At 71.2% G+C, this 18,775-nt stretch carries 21 protein-coding genes and 1 tRNA gene; 13 read left to right on the top strand and 9 right to left on the bottom strand.

What is annotated here, in order from left to right; translation table 11 throughout:
- Window positions 1-71: 71 nt before the first annotated feature.
- Window positions 72-1,568: an L-serine ammonia-lyase, iron-sulfur-dependent, subunit alpha gene (locus ASF76_RS07650; protein WP_055955609.1), complete on the bottom strand. Its 1,497-nt coding sequence runs from the start codon at window positions 1,566-1,568 to the stop codon at window positions 72-74.
- Between the two features lie 146 nt (window positions 1,569-1,714).
- Here ASF76_RS07650 and ASF76_RS07645 point away from each other — a divergent pair.
- Window positions 1,715-1,787 (top strand) — tRNA-Arg (locus ASF76_RS07645).
- Window positions 1,788-1,945: 158 nt separating this feature from the next.
- Here the strand turns inward: ASF76_RS07645 and ASF76_RS07640 are convergent.
- Genes ASF76_RS07640 through ASF76_RS07630 form a run of 3 tightly spaced genes read right to left on the bottom strand, consistent with a single transcriptional unit; the run spans window position 1,946 to window position 3,325 of the window.
- Complete coding sequence (locus ASF76_RS07640) at window positions 1,946-2,158, bottom strand: hypothetical protein (protein ID WP_055955606.1); 213 nt, start codon at window positions 2,156-2,158, stop codon at window positions 1,946-1,948.
- Between the two features lie 53 nt (window positions 2,159-2,211).
- Window positions 2,212-2,853 (bottom strand): hypothetical protein, encoded by a 642-nt coding sequence (locus tag ASF76_RS07635; protein ID WP_055955602.1) that lies wholly within the window; start codon window positions 2,851-2,853, stop codon window positions 2,212-2,214.
- 43 nt (window positions 2,854-2,896) lie between these two features.
- A complete protein-coding gene (locus ASF76_RS07630; RefSeq protein ID WP_055955599.1) occupies window positions 2,897-3,325 on the bottom strand; it encodes a YdeI/OmpD-associated family protein in 429 nt (142 codons plus the stop codon).
- Window positions 3,326-3,478: 153 nt separating this feature from the next.
- On the opposite strand from ASF76_RS07630, the gene ASF76_RS07625 reads away from it, so the two are divergent.
- The 5 genes from ASF76_RS07625 (at window position 3,479) to ASF76_RS07605 (ending at window position 7,036) form a co-directional block, all read left to right on the top strand.
- Window positions 3,479-4,288: an enoyl-CoA hydratase/isomerase family protein gene (locus ASF76_RS07625; RefSeq protein WP_055955593.1), complete on the top strand. Its 810-nt coding sequence runs from the start codon at window positions 3,479-3,481 to the stop codon at window positions 4,286-4,288.
- Window positions 4,289-4,512: 224 nt separating this feature from the next.
- Entirely contained in the window at window positions 4,513-4,923 is a 411-nt protein-coding gene (locus tag ASF76_RS07620; RefSeq protein ID WP_055955590.1) for a DUF4383 domain-containing protein, read from the top strand.
- A 1-nt stretch (window position 4,924) separates the two neighbouring features.
- Window positions 4,925-5,458 (top strand): hypothetical protein, encoded by a 534-nt coding sequence (locus ASF76_RS07615; protein ID WP_055955587.1) that lies wholly within the window; start codon window positions 4,925-4,927, stop codon window positions 5,456-5,458.
- 73 nt (window positions 5,459-5,531) lie between these two features.
- Window positions 5,532-6,452 (top strand): oxygenase MpaB family protein, encoded by a 921-nt coding sequence (locus ASF76_RS07610; protein WP_055955583.1) that lies wholly within the window; start codon window positions 5,532-5,534, stop codon window positions 6,450-6,452.
- Window positions 6,449-7,036: a J-domain-containing protein gene (locus ASF76_RS07605; protein WP_055955579.1), complete on the top strand. Its 588-nt coding sequence runs from the start codon at window positions 6,449-6,451 to the stop codon at window positions 7,034-7,036. The genes ASF76_RS07610 and ASF76_RS07605 overlap by 4 nt, the downstream gene beginning before the upstream one ends.
- A 9-nt stretch (window positions 7,037-7,045) precedes the next feature.
- Here ASF76_RS07605 and ASF76_RS07600 read toward each other — a convergent pair whose 3' ends face one another.
- Together ASF76_RS07600 and ASF76_RS07595 are read right to left on the bottom strand one after the other, a co-directional pair.
- A complete protein-coding gene (locus ASF76_RS07600) occupies window positions 7,046-7,876 on the bottom strand; it encodes an HpcH/HpaI aldolase/citrate lyase family protein (RefSeq protein WP_055955575.1) in 831 nt (276 codons plus the stop codon).
- Window positions 7,873-9,324 carry a cation:dicarboxylate symporter family transporter gene (locus ASF76_RS07595; protein WP_055955572.1) on the bottom strand — a complete coding sequence of 484 codons (1,452 nt, stop codon included), beginning with the start codon at window positions 9,322-9,324 and terminating at the stop codon, window positions 7,873-7,875. Before ASF76_RS07595 ends, ASF76_RS07600 begins: the two co-directional genes overlap by 4 nt.
- A 154-nt stretch (window positions 9,325-9,478) precedes the next feature.
- Between ASF76_RS07595 and ASF76_RS07590 the strand changes: the two genes are divergently transcribed.
- The 3 genes from ASF76_RS07590 (at window position 9,479) to ASF76_RS16665 (ending at window position 12,342) form a co-directional block, all read left to right on the top strand.
- Window positions 9,479-11,107 carry a sensor histidine kinase gene (locus ASF76_RS07590; RefSeq protein ID WP_082484928.1) on the top strand — a complete coding sequence of 543 codons (1,629 nt, stop codon included), beginning with the start codon at window positions 9,479-9,481 and terminating at the stop codon, window positions 11,105-11,107.
- On the top strand, window positions 11,104-11,787 hold the full coding sequence (locus ASF76_RS07585) for a response regulator (RefSeq protein WP_055955565.1): 684 nt from the start codon (window positions 11,104-11,106) through the stop codon (window positions 11,785-11,787). Before ASF76_RS07590 ends, ASF76_RS07585 begins: the two co-directional genes overlap by 4 nt.
- A gap of 207 nt (window positions 11,788-11,994) precedes the next feature.
- A complete protein-coding gene (locus ASF76_RS16665; protein ID WP_082484927.1) occupies window positions 11,995-12,342 on the top strand; it encodes a GIY-YIG nuclease family protein in 348 nt (115 codons plus the stop codon).
- A gap of 88 nt (window positions 12,343-12,430) precedes the next feature.
- On the opposite strand, the gene ald is transcribed toward ASF76_RS16665, so the two are convergent.
- Complete coding sequence (gene ald, locus ASF76_RS07580) at window positions 12,431-13,516, bottom strand: alanine dehydrogenase (protein WP_055955562.1); 1,086 nt, start codon at window positions 13,514-13,516, stop codon at window positions 12,431-12,433.
- 155 nt (window positions 13,517-13,671) lie between these two features.
- Here ald and ASF76_RS07575 point away from each other — a divergent pair, with 155 nt between their 5' ends.
- Window positions 13,672-14,145 carry an Lrp/AsnC family transcriptional regulator gene (locus ASF76_RS07575; protein WP_055955560.1) on the top strand — a complete coding sequence of 158 codons (474 nt, stop codon included), beginning with the start codon at window positions 13,672-13,674 and terminating at the stop codon, window positions 14,143-14,145.
- 203 nt (window positions 14,146-14,348) lie between these two features.
- Here the strand turns inward: ASF76_RS07575 and mmuM are convergent, their stop codons facing one another.
- Window positions 14,349-15,203, bottom strand: coding sequence for a homocysteine S-methyltransferase (gene mmuM / locus ASF76_RS07570; protein WP_055955557.1), 855 nt, complete (start codon window positions 15,201-15,203; stop codon window positions 14,349-14,351).
- Window positions 15,200-15,706, bottom strand: a complete 507-nt coding sequence (locus ASF76_RS07565) for a MarR family winged helix-turn-helix transcriptional regulator (protein ID WP_055955553.1) — start codon at window positions 15,704-15,706, stop codon at window positions 15,200-15,202. Before ASF76_RS07565 ends, mmuM begins: the two co-directional genes overlap by 4 nt.
- Before the next feature lie 255 nt (window positions 15,707-15,961).
- On the opposite strand from ASF76_RS07565, the gene ASF76_RS07560 reads away from it, so the two are divergent.
- The 3 genes from ASF76_RS07560 to ASF76_RS07550 are packed head-to-tail and all read left to right on the top strand — an operon-like array spanning window position 15,962 to window position 18,684.
- Window positions 15,962-17,530, top strand: a complete 1,569-nt coding sequence (locus tag ASF76_RS07560; RefSeq protein WP_055955549.1) for a deoxyguanosinetriphosphate triphosphohydrolase family protein — start codon at window positions 15,962-15,964, stop codon at window positions 17,528-17,530.
- A gap of 58 nt (window positions 17,531-17,588) precedes the next feature.
- A complete protein-coding gene (locus ASF76_RS07555; RefSeq protein WP_055955546.1) occupies window positions 17,589-18,008 on the top strand; it encodes a hypothetical protein in 420 nt (139 codons plus the stop codon).
- 31 nt (window positions 18,009-18,039) lie between these two features.
- A complete protein-coding gene (locus ASF76_RS07550; protein ID WP_156459175.1) occupies window positions 18,040-18,684 on the top strand; it encodes a hypothetical protein in 645 nt (214 codons plus the stop codon).
- The last annotated feature ends 91 nt before the right edge of the window (window positions 18,685-18,775 follow it).

Genomic DNA, 18,775 nt, shown 5'->3' with positions numbered 1-18,775 from the left:
CCTTCGGCCGCAGTCCGTTGCGGTGTTTCAAAAACCCTGCGGTTCGGCGGCCTCCGGTCGGGCACTTCGCCTCAGCACTCGATGACGTTGACCGCGAGACCGCCCTCGCTGGTCTCCTTGTATTTCGTCGACATGTCGATACCCGTCTGACGCATCGTCTCGACGACCGCGTCGAGCGAGACGTAGTGACTGCCGTCGCCGCGCAGGGCGAGGCGCGCGGCGGTCACGGCCGTGGAGGCGGCGATCGCGTTGCGCTCGATGCACGGGATCTGCACGAGCCCCCCGACGGGATCGCACGTGAGGCCCAGGTGATGCTCCATCGCGATCTCGGCGGCGTTCTCGATCTGGCGGTTCGTGCCGCCCATGACGGCGGTGAGGCCGCCCGCCGCCATCGCGCACGCGGAGCCGACTTCGGCCTGGCATCCGCCCTCCGCCCCCGAGATCGACGCATTGGCCTTGAAGAGCGAGCCCAGCGCCGTCGCCGTCAGCAGGAACCGGCGGATGCCCCGACGGCGGTTCGCCTCGGCGACGTCGCCGTCATCCCATCCCGAGACCTCGGTGCGCGTGACCGCGTGACCGTCGTAGCCGAGCAGCGCGCTGCCGACGAATTCGCCGTGCGGTGTCACGGCGTTGCCGATGCCGAGGCCGGAGTCGGCGAGGAAGCGCCACCAGTACATGGCCACGGCCGGCAAGATGCCCGCCGCTCCGTTCGTCGGCGCGGTGACGACCCGCCCGCCCGCCGCGTTCTCTTCGTTCACGGCGAGGGCGAAGGCGCCGAGCCACTCCCCCGGGAGTTCTCGGTGCCCCTCGGCCTCGATCGCGTCGAGCTGACCGCGGATGACGGACGCTCGGCGCTTGACCTTCAGGATGCCGGGAAGCACGCCGTCGTTCTGCAGGCCCGCGTTCACGCAGGCAGCCATCGCATCCCAGATGCGGTCGAGGCCGGCGGCGATCTCTTCGTCGGAGCGCAGCGCCGCTTCGTTGAGCCGCGCAGCCTCGGCGATCGTGATCCCGCGCTCGTCGCACAGCGCGATGAGGGTGGCCGCGTCGTCGAACGCGAGGGGCATCGGCGCCGCGGACACCCGCGCCGGCTGGCGGTCGCGTCGGATGAAGCCTCCGCCGATGGAGTAGTACGTGTCGCCCGCGACCACCGCGCCGTCGGCGGCGCGCGCGACGAGGATCATGGCGTTGGGATGACCGGGCAGACGCGTTCGGGGCTCGAGCGAGATGTCGGACTTCGCGAACGGGATCTCGTGCGTACCGGCCAGAGAGAGGAGGCGCCCGTCGGGCCAGTCCGACCACGCCCGTCGCACGGCATCCGGATCGACCGTCTCGGGATCGAGGCCCTGCAGTCCCGCGACGACCGCGTCGGGGGTGCCGTGGCCGATACCGGTCGCGCCGAGTGAGCCGTAGAGGGCACACGAGACGGATGCCACCCGCTCGAGGGCGTCGTCGCCCCGCAGTCGGGTGACGAAATCGACAGCGGCCTTCATGGGGCCGACGGTGTGGGAGCTCGAGGGTCCGATCCCGATCGAGAACAGCTCGAACGCGGAGGTGTATGCGCTCATTCCGCCAGCGTACGTCGCCGTCCCGACACCGGCCGGTTACCCCCGCGCCACGCCCGGGATGCGTGACGTTCGGGGCCGATTAGACGTCCCCCACGGTCCCGGCTATGCTGGACCACGGCCTGCGCGCCGTTTCGCGCGGAGGCCCTGCGCCCGTAGCTCAATGGATAGAGCATCTGACTACGGATCAGAAGGTTAGGGGTTCGAGTCCCTTCGGGCGCACACTGTGTTGAGACAGTGATAAGCCCCGGCCGTGAGGAAACTCCGGCCGGGGCTTTTTTCGATGCCGGCGCCCGCACTCCGGGCGTGTGAGGCGCCAAGAATCGTCGCCTCGAGAGCCGTCCGAGCGACACTTCTCGGCACCTCACGCGGGAGGCGGCTCAGCCCGAGGAGGACGCCTCACCGCGATGGGCGGCATCCATCTCCTCCGAGTGCAGGTGCAGGATCGCCAGTGACTCACGGAGCGAGCCGAGCGGCGCCTCGATGTCGTCGTAGTGGTGCACGAAGCCGTTGGCATCCCTCGCGGTCACCGACACCAGCGCATAACCGGGACGCGGCACCCGCGCCTTCCGACCGACCCGTCGCTCCGCCATGGCATCCACCTTCCGTCGCGGCCGAGATTACCGCGGCCGGGGCGTGACGCGGCTCAGCGCGCGGCCGACTTCTTCTTCTTGCCGGTCTTGGCGCCGCCCGTCGTGGGCGGAGGGGCCGCGTCGGACGCCGCCTCGTCTGCGACGGCCTTGTCTTTCGCCCGTCGCTTCGCCTGGGACGCGAGGCGGGCGAGATCGACCATGCGCAGGGCATCCATGCGGGCCTTGCGCATCTGGGCGTACTCGGGATCGGCGTCCGCCGTCATGCCCTCGACGTCGAGTCGCTGACTGAGGTTCGCCTCGACATCGCCCCAGGCCGCGATCCGCGCGTCGGCGACCAGACCGGCCACCCGTTCCGGATCAGCCGCGAACGTGCGGAGCTCCTTCGCCACTCCCCGCGACTGTTTGGCCCGCCGGCGAAGATTACGGGTGTCGCGGTCGCGATAGTCGTGGGTGCCCGAGGAGTCGGAGAACCGCCCCCACGCACGCTTGCGCTGGTGCGTCACCCGGTCGGCAGCCTGGTCCTGCTCGTCGGCGAGCGAGTTGAGGACGGCGCGGGCGAACTTGGCGAACACGTCGCCGTCGAACTGCCCGCCGCGGGCGATCGTCTCGACGAGGATGCGATTGCGCACGGCGAGCCGCGCCGCCGCTGTCGCGATCGACAGCCCCTCGGCGATGGCCTCATTCGTGCGCCCCACGGAACCTCCCGTCCCAGGCTATCGTCCGCGGGGGGCGCCGCACTCAGGTGAGCTTGTCGACCACGGACGCGATGCGTCGCGCGCGGGTGTCCGCCGCCTTCGCGGACTCGACGCTGGTGACGTGCGCCTTCCGAGCACTCGGCGACAGGGCGTCGAACGACGGGCGAGTACCCGACTCGGCCAGCGCGGCGGCGAGGTCGTCGGGGATCTCGACCGTTCGCGGCGTCGTGTCGAGCGTCAGCGTGACGGTGATGGCATCCCCACCGGACAAGCCCGTGGCGGCCCGCTTGTCGGACGAGAAGGGGATGAGGAAACGCCCGCCCATCACGCCGATCGTGCTGGCGTAGCCGTAGCCGTTGACGTCGACCACGACGGCGGCGCGCTTTCCGCCGCCGAGCTCATCGACGACGGCGGGCGGCACCTCGATGCCGGTGTTGTTCCCCATCTGGAAGAGAGTCGTTTCGAAGCGCATGCGGCACAGTGTGCCAGAGCTCTCGGGCGGCCGCGCGGGAGCATCCGCACCCGCGTCCGACAATCCGCCGACCCGCGGGCTCCGAAGATCACGTAGCGGCGGTGCGGAAAGCACGAGCCGCCGGTGGGGGCGCACCGACGACTGGCTGAGATCATGACAGAACCCGTACGACTGCACATATCCGACGGCGTGGCCCGGGTCACCCTGAACCGACCCGACGACGGCAACGCGATCAATCTGGACCTCGCGCGAGCACTCCGTCGCGTCGTGGCGCGCATCGCCGATATCGCTCCGCGGGTCGTGGTGCTCACGGGCGACGGGGGCGCATTCTGCTCCGGTGGCGACGTGGTCGAGATGGCCGCAGCCGTCGACCTGGGCGACTTCGTGTACGAACTCGCGACGACCTTCCACGGCGCGCTCGCGAACCTGGCCGACATCGACGCGGTCATCATCGCGGCGGTCGACGGCGTCGCGGCGGGCGGAGGGCTCGGGCTCGCGCTCTGCGCCGATGTGGTCCTCGCCTCCGACCGCGCCCTCTTCCTCACCGCGTACGAGGCCATCGGGCTGAGCCCCGACAGCGGTGCGTCGTACCTCTTGCCCCGGGTCATCGGCGCATCCCGCGCACGCGCCATGAGCGCGGTCGGTCTTCGATTGGATGCCGCGGCGGCCCACGACATCGGGCTGGTCCACGCCGTCACGCCGTCGGCCGACCTCGACGACGCCGTGTGGACGATGGCCACCCGGCTCGCCGCGCGTCCGCAGACTCACATGGCCGCATCGCGGGCCCTGTTCCGCGGCGCGGACCCGCAGGAGTTCCGTCGCCACCTCGACGCGGAGGCGCAGGCGATCAGCGCCGCGGCCGCGTCGCCCGACGCCGCGCGCCTGATCCACGAGCACGCAGTCCGCGCCGAGCGCAGCGCCGCCGCCCTTCGGCGTCGCGCCGAACGGGCTCGCGCGGCGTAGGTGAACGTCACGCGAAGCGCAATCCCCCCGAACCGCTGAGGACGACCTCGTAGTTTCGGATCCGTTGCGGAGGGCCTCGGAGAGTACTCGGGGGCCTTCTGTCGTTTCACGGGTCCTACCGGAGCAGGGATGTGGTCCGCAAAGGGCAATCCGAAGCACGGTGTTCCTCCGAAGATGTGGTGAGGCGGCCGGACGGTCGCTGCCAACACTCTGGGAGGTTCATCATGAGCTCATCACCCAACCGTCTCGTGGCCACCGTCTTCGGCGCTGTCTACCTGCTCGTCGGACTGCTCGGCTTCGCCGTGACCGGCGGCGTCGGTTTCATCGCCACCGAGGGCGGCCTGCTTCTGGGCATCTTCGAGGTCAACCCGCTGCACAACATCGCGCACCTGTTGATTGGTGGCGCGCTGCTGGTCGCCGGCCTTGCGAACGCCCGCGCCGCGAAGGGCGTCAACACCACCGTCGGTGCCGTCTACCTGCTGCTCGGTATCGTCGGCTTCTTCCTCACCGGAACGGCGGCGAACATCCTCGCGCTGAACGTGCCCGACCACTTCCTGCACCTCGGCAGCGCCGTCGTGCTGCTGGGTGTCGGCCTCGGCACCGAGCGCAGCATCCCCCGCACCGCGGCGGTGTGAGATGACCGCCGCGACCTTCACGCGGTCGTGGCCCTCCGTGTCCGCATGGGGGGCCGGCCTCATCATCGCCGCCCTCGGTGCGGGCGCGATCGTCCGCCCCGGTTCCGAGGCCGTCGCCATCGTCCTCGGGGCCGGGGCGGTCGTCCTCGGACTCGCCGCCCTCGCGTGGGGCGGTGCCGTCCTGGCCAGAGGTCGCACTCTCGTGCCGCGAGCCGCCCTGGGCGGGTCGCTCGCCGCACTGGTGCTGACCGCCGCGCTGGTCGTCACCGACCCGGCGCACACCAGCATCATGGGTGCCGCCGCGGCATGCGTGCTCTTCGTCGTCGTGGGCGCCACCGCGGCGGGGTTCCTCCGTCGAGCCCGCCGAAACGACGGAGCCGCAGACCGGACGGCGCAGCCGATGAGCGTCACCGGCTTGCTCGTGGCCGCCGCCGTCATCGCCGTCGTCGTCACGCCCGCCCTGGGGGCGACCCAGAACGCCGTGTTGCTGCGCGACGACGGCACCGTTCCGGTCATCACGCACGAGGGCCACTGACCCCTCGATCCGGGACCTCACGGCGCCGAAGCATCCCAAAGCCCGTGCCCGTGAACGGTGGCACGCTGGAAGGGTGACAGACGCCCCCTCCCCCACCCCCGACTGGATCCAGTCGCTCCGCGGGAAGATCCTCGTGGCCCTCGCGGGTGACCCGACCGGCTTGGCCCCCTACGTGCGCGACATCGCCGAGGGCGACGACGCGGGGTACTTCGTGGAGAACGGCCCCGCCTGGACGGTGCACGCCGGAATGGGCACGCTCGTGGCCGGCATCCGGGCGCTCCTGCTGCAGGCGCTGCACCCGGGCGCCCTCGCGGGAGTTCACGACTGGTCGCGCTACCGCGAAGACCCGATCGGCCGCCTCACCGGCACGGTGCGCTGGGTCATCACGCTGACGTACGGCTCGAAGACCCAGGCGGATGCCGAGACCCGCCGTGTCGGACGCTTCCACCAGCGCGTGAAGGGCGAGTACCGCGCGGGAGACGGCGCCGAGCGCACGTACACGGCGGAGGCGACGGACCTCGTCCGCTGGGTGCATCTCGCCTTCACCGACGCCTTCCTCGCCGGCCACGAGGCGTCGAGGAAGCCCATTCCCGGCGGACCCGATGCCTACGTCGCGGACTGGGCGACGGCTGGCCGCCTGATGCGCGTCGTCGACCCGCCCCTCACCCGGGACGCGCTGCGCGGGGAGATCGACGGCTTCTGGGAGCGCGGGGAGCTGCGCGGCGGCGAGCGCGTCGATGAGGTCGTACGGTTCCTGCGCAAGCCGCCGTTCCCCGGCGCCATGGGTGTGGCCTATCGCGTGCTGTTCGCGGCGGCGGTGGCGACCATCCCCCGCCGGTACCGCAAGATGCTGGGCGTGCGGCGGTGGCCGCTGCCCGTGCTGACGGTGACACGGGTGATCCTGCGCATCACCGAGCGCGCCCTCGGGTCGGGACCGCGCGCGCAGGACATGGCGTACGAACGCCTGCGGAGGCTGGAGCGGGAGGCGGCGTGAGCGAAGATCCTCGTCAGGCGGCCGAGCGGTACCGCCTCGATCGGCGACTGCGGCAGGCGGGGCTCGCCCCGTCGCCCGACGAACGAGCGGCGGACGCGGCGGCGCACGACACGGCGTCGGGGCCGGCGAGGGGATCGACGTCGGCCGAACGCGCGGCATTCGTCGAGACCGCGCTCCAGCAGGCCATCCGCCGGGGCGACTTCGACGACCTCCCCGGTGCGGGCAAGCCCCTGCCCGACCTCGGGGGCGGGCACGACCCGGACTGGTGGATCCGCCGAAAGATCGAGACGGAGAAGCTCACCGGGCTCGGGCCACCTGCCCTCACCCTGCGCGTCGAGCACGCCGAGATGGCGGAACGGCTGGATGCCATCGCACGCGAGCCCGAGGTGCGCGAAGCCGTGGAGGACTTCAACCGTCGAGTGATCGACGCGCGGCGGCAGCTGCTCGGCGGACCGCCGGTGGTGACACCCACAGTCGACGTCGAGGCCGAAGTGGCTGCGTGGGCCGCTCGGCGACGGGCGCGCGAGGCGGCGGCGACGGTTGCGAGTCCCGTACGCAAGCGGCGGTGGTTCGGGCGGCGGTGACGCCCGGGCTCAGAGGGCGGCCAGGGCCTCCGCGCGCTCGACCAGGGCGCGAGCCCGGGCGAGGGTCGGCGCATAGGAACCGTCGACGGGACCGTCGGGGGTCGCCGACAGCAGTGACCTCGCGGCCTCCACCTCGGCGGGCGACGGGGTGAAGCCCGCGTGCGCGCCGGCAACGGCGGCATCCTGAAGCGCCAGCGTGCCGGTGAAGCCCATGGCGACCGCGTGCAGCGCGGCATCCCGAGCCTGCTCGATCGGACCGCACGGGCCGTCGATGGGTCCCGCGATCCCCACGGCGGCCGAGGCCACCACGAGCTGCGCCCGCGGCCACGACAGCGCCATGCGATCGGCCGCCATGCCGGTGTCGCGCCGGAAGTCTCCCGTGCCGAACGCGAGGCGACGGGTGGCGGGGTGTGCGGCGATCGCCGGCGCGGCCAGGAGCGCTGCGGCCGACTCGACCATCGCCACGATGGGAGTGCCGAACGGAAGGGATGCCGCCACGTGGGCGACGTCATCAGGGCCGGCGCACATGGCCAGGACGACGCCCGCGAGGCGACCCTCCAGATCGCGGCACAGGGACAGATCGTCGTCGCCGTCGCGGGTGCCGGCGGCGCTGATCCGCAACCAGACCGGGGCGTCGGCAGCGGCACGGTGCGCCCGCTCGCGCCCCTCGGCCTTGCGGCCGGCGGGGAGCCCGTCTTCGAGGTCGAGCACGAGGACGTCGGCCGTGGTGTCCAGGCCGCCCGCGAGCGGCGAGCGAAGCATCCAGGTGCGGGCGAGGTCCACACGCGCGGGGGCGGGGGCGGCCGAAGCCGCCCCCGCCGGGGTGTGCGCGATGGTCACGAACGGCTCCGAGCCACAGCCTCCGCCTCCGCCTTGGCGCGGAAGGTGTTGAGCGTGTCGGTGTCGACCGTGGCGGGGCCGGTGCCGGCCTCGGCCGAGGCCTGCTGCTTGGCATCCGCCGACTTGTTGACCGAACCGTGGTCGTCGCCGGTGAGCAGGTTCTCGTCGAACGGGATCCGGCCGGCGAGCACCTCGCCGACGCGCTCGCGGTCGTACTGCTTGGTCCAGGCACCGATCAGCATCGTGGCCACGGCGTTACCGGTGAAGTTGGTGACGGCGCGAGCCTCGGACATGAAGCGGTCGATTCCGACGATGACACCGACACCGTTGACCAGGTCGGGGCGGTAGGCCGAAAGACCACCGGCGAGCGTCGCCAGGCCCGCACCGGTCACACCGGCTGCACCCTTGGACGCGATGATCATGAAGACCATGAGGCCGATCTGCTCGGGGATCGACATCGGCGCACCCATGGCGGAGGCGATGAACAGCGAGGCCATGGTCAGGTAGATCGCGGTGCCGTCGAGGTTGAAGGAGTAACCGGTCGGGACGGTGATGCCCACGACGGGCTTCGAGACACCCAGGTGCTCCATCTTGGCGATCAGACGGGGAAGCGCCGCTTCGGAGGACGAGGTGCCGACGATGAGGAGGTACTCGCGGCCCAGGTACTTCATGAGCGAGAAGATGTTGACCCGCGTGACGGCGTAGAGCAGCGTGCCCAGGACACCCACGATGAAGACGAAGCACGTGAGGTAGAACGCACCCATCAGGATGCCGAGGCTGATGACGGCGGCGAAGCCGGTCTTACCGACGACGGCGGCGATGGCGCCGAACGCACCGAGCGGGGCGAGCCACAGGATCATGCCGAGGATGCGGAAGACGAGCACCTGGAAGTTGCGGATGGCGTCGACCATCTTGGCGCCGCGCTCGCCCATCCGCTGAAGGGCGAAACCGACGAGCAGGGCGATGAAGAGCACCTGGAGGATGCTGCCGCCGGTGAACGCCGAGAAGAAGGTCGTCGGAATGATCCCGAGGATGAAGTCCTGCGTGGTGGTGGGCTCAGCCGCCGCCTCGTAGGTGGCTCCGGCGATGTTCAGGCCCTCACCGGGGTGGATGATGTTGCCGACGATGAGGCCGATGATCAGGGCGAACGACGACATGATCAGGAAGTAGACCATCGCCAGGCCACCGATCTTGCCGACCGTGGAGGCCTTGGCGATCGATCCGATGCCGACGACGATCGTGCAGAAGATCACCGGGGCGATCATCATCTTGATCAGGCTGACAAAGCCCTTACCGATCGGCTCGAGCGTCGTCGCGAACGCGGGGGCCACGAGGCCCACGACGATGCCGCCGACGACGGCGATGATCACCGAGATGTAGAGCCAGTGGTTCGGGTCGATCTTCTTGCGAGGCCGGCCGTCGCGAGTGGTGCGGAGTGAAAGTGCCATGAGCGCCTATCTCCTCTTTCTAACGTCATTGTTATTGCCGGCCGAACTGCCGGTGGGTGAGATGCCTTGTTCCTGCCGGCGGGGCCGCCGGTGGATGTCATGACTGTGGTCGACGGCGAGCCCCTCGACGATTTGTGGTCGTATTGTTCACGGCATGGACGCGAAAGGGCGAGGGATGCGACTGAGCGTGGGTGGGCGCCTGGCCCTCGTGTCGCTCGGCATCGTCGTGCTCGTCGCAGGTGTCCTCGCCGCGCTCCTGTCCGTGCAGTTGAGCGACTCCGGGCAGCGCGAGGCCGAGCAGGTGACCCGGTCGGTGGCCGAGACGTTCGCGCACGAGTCGGAGATCGCCACCCTCGTCGCCGCTCGCGACTCCGACCGTCTGCAGCCGATGGTCGAGCAGATCCTCCCCGACGCCGACCTCTCCTTCGTCACGATCATGACGCCCGACGGCATCCGTCTCACCCACCGCAACCGCTCCGAGATCGGCCTGCCGTACCAGGGTTCGAGGGCCGAGGCCCTCGCGGGCGAGAGCTTCACCGAGGTGTACGTGGGAACGCTCGGACCATCGGTGCGCACCATCGTGCCCATCCGCGAGGGGGGTGACGAGGACGGCCCCATCGTCGGCCTCGTCGCCGTGGGCGTGACGCTCGGCGCCGTGCAGCAAGACCTCGCCGCCCGCGTTCCCCTGATCGTCGCGGCATCCGCGGCCATCGTCGGCTTCGGCGTGCTCGGCGCGCTGTTCGTGCGCCGGAGCGCCCGGCGCGTGACCGGTTCGTACACGCCCCGCGAGCTGTCGCGCCTCGTCGACAGCTACGAGACCGTGCTGCACTCGCTGCGCGAGGGACTCGTAGTCACCGACCGCGACGGGCGCATCGTGCTCTACAACGACGAGGCCGCCGACCTCCTCGGCCTGCCGCCGGCCATCACCGGCCAGGTCTCGCTCGACCCGCACGACGTCGACATGGACACCGATCTGGCGGACGCCATCGCCGGTGGTCGCCGCATGGTCGAGGAGACCGTCGTGAACGGAGACCGCGTGCTGCTGGTCAACCAGGAGGAGGCGCGAGATCTCTCGGGCCGGCGCGCACCCGAGCGGGGACGCGTGATGACCCTGCGCGACCGTTCCGAGCTGCAGGCCCTGCTGGGCGAGTTGGAGGGCGTGCGCACGCTCAGCGACACCCTGCGCTCGCAGACGCACGAGCACGGCAACCGCCTGCACGCTCTCCTGGCACTGCTCGAGCTCGGGCGCATCGACGAGGCGCGGCGACTCATCGTGGCATCCACCGAAGACCGTCAAGAGCTGGCCGACCGCCTCGTCTCGGACGACGACGACGACGCCGTCGTCGTCGCCCTGCTGCTCGGCAAGCTCGACGAGGCCGCCGAGCGGGGCGTGCGTCTCGACCTCGACGTCGCCGAGCCGGCCCCCCGCGTGCCGTTGGCGGCGCCGGAGGCGGTGACGGTGGTCGGCAATCTCGTCGACAACGCCCTGGATGCCGCATCCGCGGGCGCCGAACCACGCTGGGTGCGCGTGTCTCTCACCGCGCGCGAGGGTGACGCGGTGCTCGAGGTCGCCGACAGCGGCGCGGGCTTCGATCCGTCTCTGCACGACCCGTTCGCCTACGGCGCCTCGACCAAGCCCGCACACGCGCCGGGCGGGCGCGGTGTCGGCCTCGCGCTCGTCCGCGACATCGTCGCCGCGCGCGGGGGGACCCTGCAGCTGGCGGCCGAACCGACGACGGTGAGGGTGTTCCTCCCCGTCGTGACGGAGCAGGTGCCGGCATGATCCGCGTGCTGGTGGTCGACGACGACGCCCTCGCGCTCGAACTGCACTCCGCTTACGTCGCGCGGGTCCCGGGCTTCGAGGTCGTGGGGCAGGCCGCGGGGGCCCGCGCGGCGCTCACGGCCCTCGCCGACCCCGAACGTCGCATCGACCTCGTTCTGCTGGACATGACCATGCCCGACGGCACCGGTCTCGACGTCGCACGGCATGTACGGGCGATGGGCTCGCGCGTCGACATCATCGCCGTCACGGCGGTGCGGGATGCCGCGACCGTGCGCGCCGCGGTCTCGATCGGCGTCGTGCAATACCTGATCAAGCCGTTCGCGTTCGGAGCATTCCGCGAGCGTCTGGAGGCTTACCGCGCCTACGTCGAGGGCCTCGACCGCGCCGCCGGCGAGGCGACGCAGTCGGAGGTCGACGCGCTGCTCGGGTCTCTCCGGACGGTCGCGCCGCCGACCATGCCGAAGGGACTGAGCGACGAGACACTGCACTCCGTGGCCGAGCACGTGCGCACGGCATCCGGAGCCGTCTCCTCGACCGAGGTCGGTGAGGGCGAGGGAATGTCGCGGGTCACCGCCCGGCGGTACCTGGAGCACCTTGCCGACGTCGGGCGCGTGCGCCGCGAGCCTCGCTACGGCGGGCAGGGAAGGCCCGAGATCACCTACGCGTGGGTGCGGGGGTAGTCGCAGGCATCTGAGCCGCGCCAGGTCTCCGAGCTCGTCGAAGGGACCGGAGGTATCGACAAGCTCAGCCACCTCGCCTCCCCGACCCCGTGCCCCGATCCCCGACCCTCGGGCCCCAGGTCCCTGAGCTTGTCGAAGGGACCGGGACCCGCCGGCGTTGTCCACAGCCTGGACGAGCTACCCCGAGCGCAGTGCCATCATCACGGGATGCCATGGGCGTACATCCTGGAATGCCGCGACGGGTCGTTCTACGTCGGCAGTACGGGCCGAGAACGAGAGAGCCGCGTGTGGGAGCACAACCATGACGATGACCTCGCGGCATCCTTCACGAAGAAACGCCGGCCAGTGCGCTTGATCTACGCCGAATGGTTCGACGCTGTGGAGGCGGCGTTCGCCCGCGAGAAACAGCTTCAGGGGTGGCGCAGGGAGAAGAAGATGGCGCTCATCGCCGGACGTGGCCAGGATCTTCCCCGACTTTCGAGGGGCGGTTCGGGCTCGAAGGCTAGGACAGGTTCAGCCTCCACCCAAGGGCCTCAGCCCCCGCCAATTCGCTGAGCCCGGCGAACGGGACCGGCGGCTTCGACAAGCTCAGCCACCTCCGCCGCAGCTGAATGATCGAGCACATCGACGGCTCGCTCGCCCCTCAGAGGTCGAAGGCGGCGCGGACGCCCTCGTTGACCACGACGCCGGCGCGCACGTTCAGGCCTTTGGCGAGAGCGGGATCGGCGGATGCCGCGGCCTCCCAGCCCGCGTCGGCGATACGCGCGATGTAGGGCAGGGTGGCATTCGACAGCGCCCGCGTGGAGGTGTGCGGCACCGCGCCGGGCATGTTCGCCACGCAGTAGTACAGCGCGTCGTGCACGCGGAAGGTCGGGGCGTCATGGGTGGTGGGGCGAGAACCCTCGAAGCAGCCGCCCTGGTCGATCGCGATGTCGACGAGCACGGCCCCCGGCTTCATCGTGCGTACCATCTCGTCGGTGACGAGTTTCGGGGCCGCGGCACCCGGGATCAGGACCGACCCGATGACGAGGTCGGCGTCGGCGAGCTGCTCGGCGATCTCCAGGCGGGTGGACGCACGCGTCTCGATCGCTCCCCCGAAACGTTCTTCCAGCTGCCGGAGCTTCGGGAGCGAGATGTCGACGACCGTGACGCGGGCGCCGAGTCCGAGGGCGTTGGCCGCCGCATGTTCGCCCGCGACGCCGCCGCCGATGACGACGACCTTCGCGCGCGGCGTGCCGGGCACGCCCCCCGGAAGCAGGCCCCGCCCACCCGAGGCGCGCAGCAGATGGTGGGCGCCCTCGATGATCGACAGGCGTCCGGCGACCTCGCTCATCGGCGCGAGGAGCGGCAGCGCGCGGTCGGCAGTCTGCACGGTCTCGTAGGCGACAGCGGTGGTGCCCGCGGCCATGAGGGCGTCGGTCAGCGGACGGTCGGCGGCGAGGTGCAGGTACGTGAAGAGCGTGAGGTCCCGACGCAGGAAGCCGTACTCGGGCGCGATCGGCTCCTTGACCTTGACCAGCAGCTCGGCGCGGGCCCAGGTCTCGTCGGCGGTGGCGACGATCTCGGCCCCGGCGGCACGGTACTGCTCGTCGCTGAACCCGCTGCCCTCGCCCGCCCCGGCCTGCACGAGGACCTCGTGACCGCGGTGGACGAGTGAGTCGACCCCGGCGGGCGTCATCGCGACGCGGTTCTCGTTGTTCTTGATCTCGGTCGGCACGGAGACGCGCATGGGTTCCTCCTCGAGCGGGTGAGCGTTGCGGAGAGAATCGCAGAATACTGTGTTTCCGTGGTGTTTCTCCGTAGATCCTTCGGTCAAATCCGGTACGCCAGCGCTATCGTCTGTCTCACCGCGCCTCCGGCGCCCGGGAGAACGAAGGATCTACGATGACCGACGACGACCTGCACCCGCTCGACACGCGCATCATCGAGCTGCTGTCGGCCGACGCGCGCATGACGAACGCCGCGCTGGCCGACGCCTTGGGGGTCGCGGCATCCACCGCTCACGTGCGCGTGCGCGCGCTCGTCGACCGCGGCCTCATCACCGGGTTCCACGCCGCCGTCGACCAGAGCCGTCTGGGACGCGGACTGCAGGCGATCGTCGGGGTGACCCTGCGTCCGGGCCAGCGGCAGGAGAGCATCCGCGCCTTCGCGCACGACGTGCGCCGGCATCCGGACGTCATCCAGCTGTTCTTCCTGGGAGGGGCCGACGACTTCCTCGTGCACATCGCCGTCGACGACTCCTCGGCCGTGCGCCGTTTCGTCGTCGACCATCTCTCCGCGCGGCACAGCGTGGCATCCACACGGACGAGCATCATCTTCGAGTACCACCGCAACGCGGTCGCGGCGGACTTCGACTGAGGGCGTCGACGGTTCCGGGCCCCGCGGGTCCGCGTCCCGGCGTCATTGTCCCGCTCCGGCCGCCGGGGCGCCGCGACACAGTGCAACAGATCCGGCCGCGTGAGCGTGCGAGCGCGGGATCAGTCGGCTGCGGTAGAGCGAAGATCCTGCGTTGTGCACCTTCGCGACAGCAACCTGGAGCCGCCGGGACCACGTGACGGCAGTCAGCGCAGAGCAGCGGCGATCGCGGCGATGTCGGCGGGCGTGGAACGGCAGCAGCCGCCGACCAGGCGTGCGCCCGCCGCGACCCACGCCGGGGCCTCATCGGCCAACGGGGCAGCGGGGCCGAGCCAGGCGCGGGCGGCGGCGTCCCACCGCTCGCCCGTGTTCGGGTAGGCGACCGAGGGGATGCCAGGCACTTCGGCGAGCGCGGACAGCACCGTCGCGGGCGCGCAGCAGTTGACTCCCACCGCGATGACTCCGGGGACGGATGCCGCGACGCGCAGGGCCGCCACACGCGAGCCGGGGGCGGCGAACCCCGTGCTGTCGGCGGAGAGGCTGACGAATGCGGGGACGCCGAGGTCGGCGAGCTCGATCGCCAGCGCCTCGACCTCGAGCCGCGACGGGATCGTCTCGACGGCGAGGAGGTCGGCCCCGGCGCCGGCGAGGACGTGCAGCCGACGTCGATGCGCGTCGCGCAGCTGCGAGACGGTGAGGCCGTAGTCGCCGGTGTACTCGCTGCCGTCCGCGCGGAGCGCCCCGATCGGACCGACGGATGCCGCGACCACGACGTCGGCAGCCTCCCGGGCGAGCGACACCGAGCGGGTCAGGAGCGCCTCGACGTCGGCATCCGGGATCCGCCCGTCGAATCCCAGCTGGTAGGAGGCCGTGATGACGACCTCGGCGCCCGCCGCGGCGAACGCGGCGTGGGCCGCGCGCACCTCATCGGGGTCGTCGCGCAGCACACGCGCCGACCACAGCTCCGAGGTCACGTCGTTTCCGCGAGCCTCCAGCAGAGTGCCGAGTCCGCCGTCGAGGACGACCGGGCGTCGCGTGATGGTGTCGGCGAGGTCGATCACGCCTCGTGCGTCTCGCCTGCCGCGAGCACGCGCAGAGCGCTCGCCAAGAGGGCCTGGTCACCACGGCTGACGTCGCGCAGGGCCTCGGCCTCGAGGCGGACGAGCTCGGTCATCGCAGCATCCACCCGTTCGATGCCCTCGGGGGTGATCGCGACGAGGATCGCGCGACCGTCCGACGGATTCGGGCGGCGGTGTACAAGACCGCGCTCGGCGAGCTTGTCGAGGCGGTTGGTCATGGCCGCACTGCCGATCATGGTGGCCGCGATCAGACGCGTCGCACTGAGCTCGGTGCCCGCGCGGCGGAGGACGGCGAGCACGTCGAACTCCCACACCGCGATGCCGGCGCTCGCGAAGGCCTTCGCGCGTAGCTTGGACAGGTGGAATGCCGCGCGGCGCAGGCGCGACATCACGTCGAGGGGCGTCAGGTCGACGTCGGGCAGCAACTGCGACCACGCATCGATGAGGAGGTCGACCTCGTCGTCCTTGCTGCTCGCGGTAGGCATTCTTCGACGGTACCGGAGCCGCGGGGTGCGGGGGCGCAGTGACGGGCGTGCCGGATCCGCCGGCATCCCCGCGCCCGGGTGTCTCGGGCACTCGAGCACGCGTCAGGCAGCAACCCGGGTGAGCGGACACCGGATGCCGACGCGACTCCCGCGTGAGTCCGCGCGCGAAACCGCACCGGCGACGCGACGCGCGGCTCCCGTGTCCGGCATCCGCGTTAGCGTGGAGCATCGCCCCCGACGCCGCGGAAGGACCCGATGACCCTGCACGACGAGACCGCTCCCCCGGCCGCGGACGCCGACGCCTCCGCGCCGGCCGGCGAAAACCCCGGCGCGCGCGGCATCGTCGAGAACTCGGCATCCCGTGTCTTCCCCGACCGCGACGACGCCCGGGCCGATCCCTGGTCGATCGATCTGGAGCGCATCCAGTTCTCGCCGTACTTCTCGCGGCTGTCGGCCGTGACGCAGGTGGTGTCGCCGTCGATGGGCGGGGCGCCCGTGCACAACCGCCTCACCCACACGCTCAAGGTCAGCGCGATCGCGCGGGTCGTCGCCCTGCAGCTCAACACCCGCTCGCGCCGGGCCGGCGAGGGCGACGTGTGCAACGCGACCGTCGTCGAGGCTGCGGCCTACGCGCACGATCTCGGGCACCCGCCGTTCGGACACCTCGGGGAGTCGACGCTCGACCGTCTCGCCCGCACCGAACTCGGCCTCGCCGATGGGTTCGAGGGCAACGCGCAGACGTACCGCATCCTCACCGCGCTCGACGTGGTCGAGAACGCGCCGCGCGGGCTCAACCTCACCGCCGCGGTGCGCTCGGCGTCGGCGAAGTACCCGTGGGCTCCATCCGTCGACGCGGCCGAGATCGAGCGGATCGGCGCGCCCCGTGGCATCCGTCGCTCCCCCGACGGCGCGTATCGCGTGCACAAGTATTCGGCGTACGACCTGGATCTCGCCGACCTCGCCGAGGCTCGGCAGGGGGTGGATGCCGAGCCGCTGCGCCAGAGCGTCGAGGGCGCCGTGATGGACCTCGCCGACGACATCGCGTACTCGGTGCACGACGTCGATGACTTCTACCGGGCGGGCATCCTGGATCACGCGCCCATCGCGGCGGAGTTCCGCGGCTGGCTCGACGACGTGCTCGAGTGGCGCTCGCGCGACGACGCCGAGGTACGCGCCGAGCTCGCCCCCGGCGCGGGTCTGGAGCGGCTGCGCCGCAAGATGCGCCGCGACGACCCGTGGATCGCCGACGACGAAGCCTTCCTCGCCGCCGTCAGTGACGTGGATGCCGAAATGGTCACCGACTTGCTCGCCCGACCCTTCGACGGCTCGCTCACGGCCGAGCGCCGACTCGCGGGCTTCACCGACCGGTGGATCCGCCGTTTCCAGGAGTCGGCGCGGCTGCGTCCCCTCGACACTCCGCGCGCCGGCCCCGTCGTGCTGTCGCCGTGGGCGTGGCACCACGTCGAGGTGTTGAAGTTCGTGCACAAGCGGTTCGTCCTGAGCCGCCCCGACCTCGCGATCCAGCAGCGAGGCATGAGCCGCATCCTCGCTCGCTCGGTGCGCGCGCTCGGCGAGTGGCTCGATGACGACCTCGACCGCGCGCGCACCCCACGACGCCTGCGCGAACTCATCGCCCTCGCCCGTGAGCAGTACGCCGCCCTGCCCGCCGAACGCAGACCCTCGGATGCCGAGGCCGAAAAGCTCGCGCGCTCCCGCGGCATCGTCGACTACGTGGCATCCCTCACCGACGCGCAGGCGTTCGCCCTGTCGGAGGCGATCTCGGGCCGCGCCGATCGTCTGTGGGCGCTGGGGCAGCGGCTGTAGGTCTCTGCCGCGGTCCGGCGGGTTGCCAGCCGGTGCGGGCCCGCCTACGGTGGGCGGCATGCGACACCGCGCCGCCGTTCTTCTCGTCACGAGCGCCGTCGCCCTGCTCGCGGGATGCTCCGGGGAGTCGGTCGTCGCCGATCCGCCCTCCGCCGACGTGATCTTCGACCGCGCCCAGCAGTCCGCCGATCTGCTGCCCGCCGACGTCGCCTCCCTCTACGACGGCGACAGCAGCCGATACGTCGGCGAAGACTCCGCGGGCGACCGCTATTGGGCGGTGAAGGATCAGTCGGCCACGGCGTGCATCCTGCACCTCCCCGCCGACGACCCCGAGGAGTATCTCGGCTTCTGCGGGGGACCGGGCCTGTCGGGCGAGACCGCGGCGGGCATCGTCGTGGAGTACGCTTCGTCACCGTCGCAACTCGACCCGGATTCCGCGGAACTCGTGGGCGACACGCTCCTGGTGAAGCGCCCGTGATCCCTGTCGCGGCACACGGACGCCGGGCGTCATGAGGTCCTCGCATCCGATCCCCGGCAACCCGTGGCCGCGCGGCATGACCATGACGACCGACGATCGCCCGACCACGGTCAACGAGCTGCTGTGGGTGCGCGAGGCGTTCGATCTCACGGTGGCGGGTGACGCGCCGCCCCCACTGCTCGACTCGCCCGCCCCGGCGTCCAGGTCGCTGACCGAGAGCGAACGCGCCCGCTGGGCCGCCGCTTGGCCCGACGTCTGGACGGCGGTCGTCGAACACGCGGCGCGACCGCACGACGCCGAGGCGATGGACCGCCTCATGCGACAGGACACACCGGTCGAGGAACGGCCGGCCCTGCTCGCGCGCCTGGCGGGGCCCTCATGGCGCGACGCCTTTGGCGACGAGGTGTTCGACGACCCGTCGCACCGGGCGTGGGACGAACGATCGTTCGCGTCCATCCGTTCCGCCCTCCCCCCGAATTACGAGGCCCAGCCGGAGCGGCGGGCCGTGGACCACCTCGCCGCCGCTTGGCGGCGGGGGCTTGGGAAGATCATCGTCCTCGCCTGCGAGGGGACGTTCGTGCGCTCGGTCGGGTCGAGCGGACTGCTCGTCACCACGGGCGACCGCGATGACAACAGGTCGTACCGCGAAGCCCTGGCCTCGTTCGCGCCTCGTTGACGGAGGCCATGCGGGCGCCCGCCGCGGCATCCATTGGTGCGTTCCACCAGCGCCGAGATCACACGCGTTTCCCGAGAATACACGCCGTTAC

The organism is Microbacterium sp. Leaf151 (assembly GCF_001424225.1).
In the GTDB taxonomy this organism is placed as follows: Bacteria; Actinomycetota; Actinomycetes; order Actinomycetales; family Microbacteriaceae; genus Microbacterium.
This window is presented reverse-complemented; position numbering and strand designations above follow the sequence as displayed.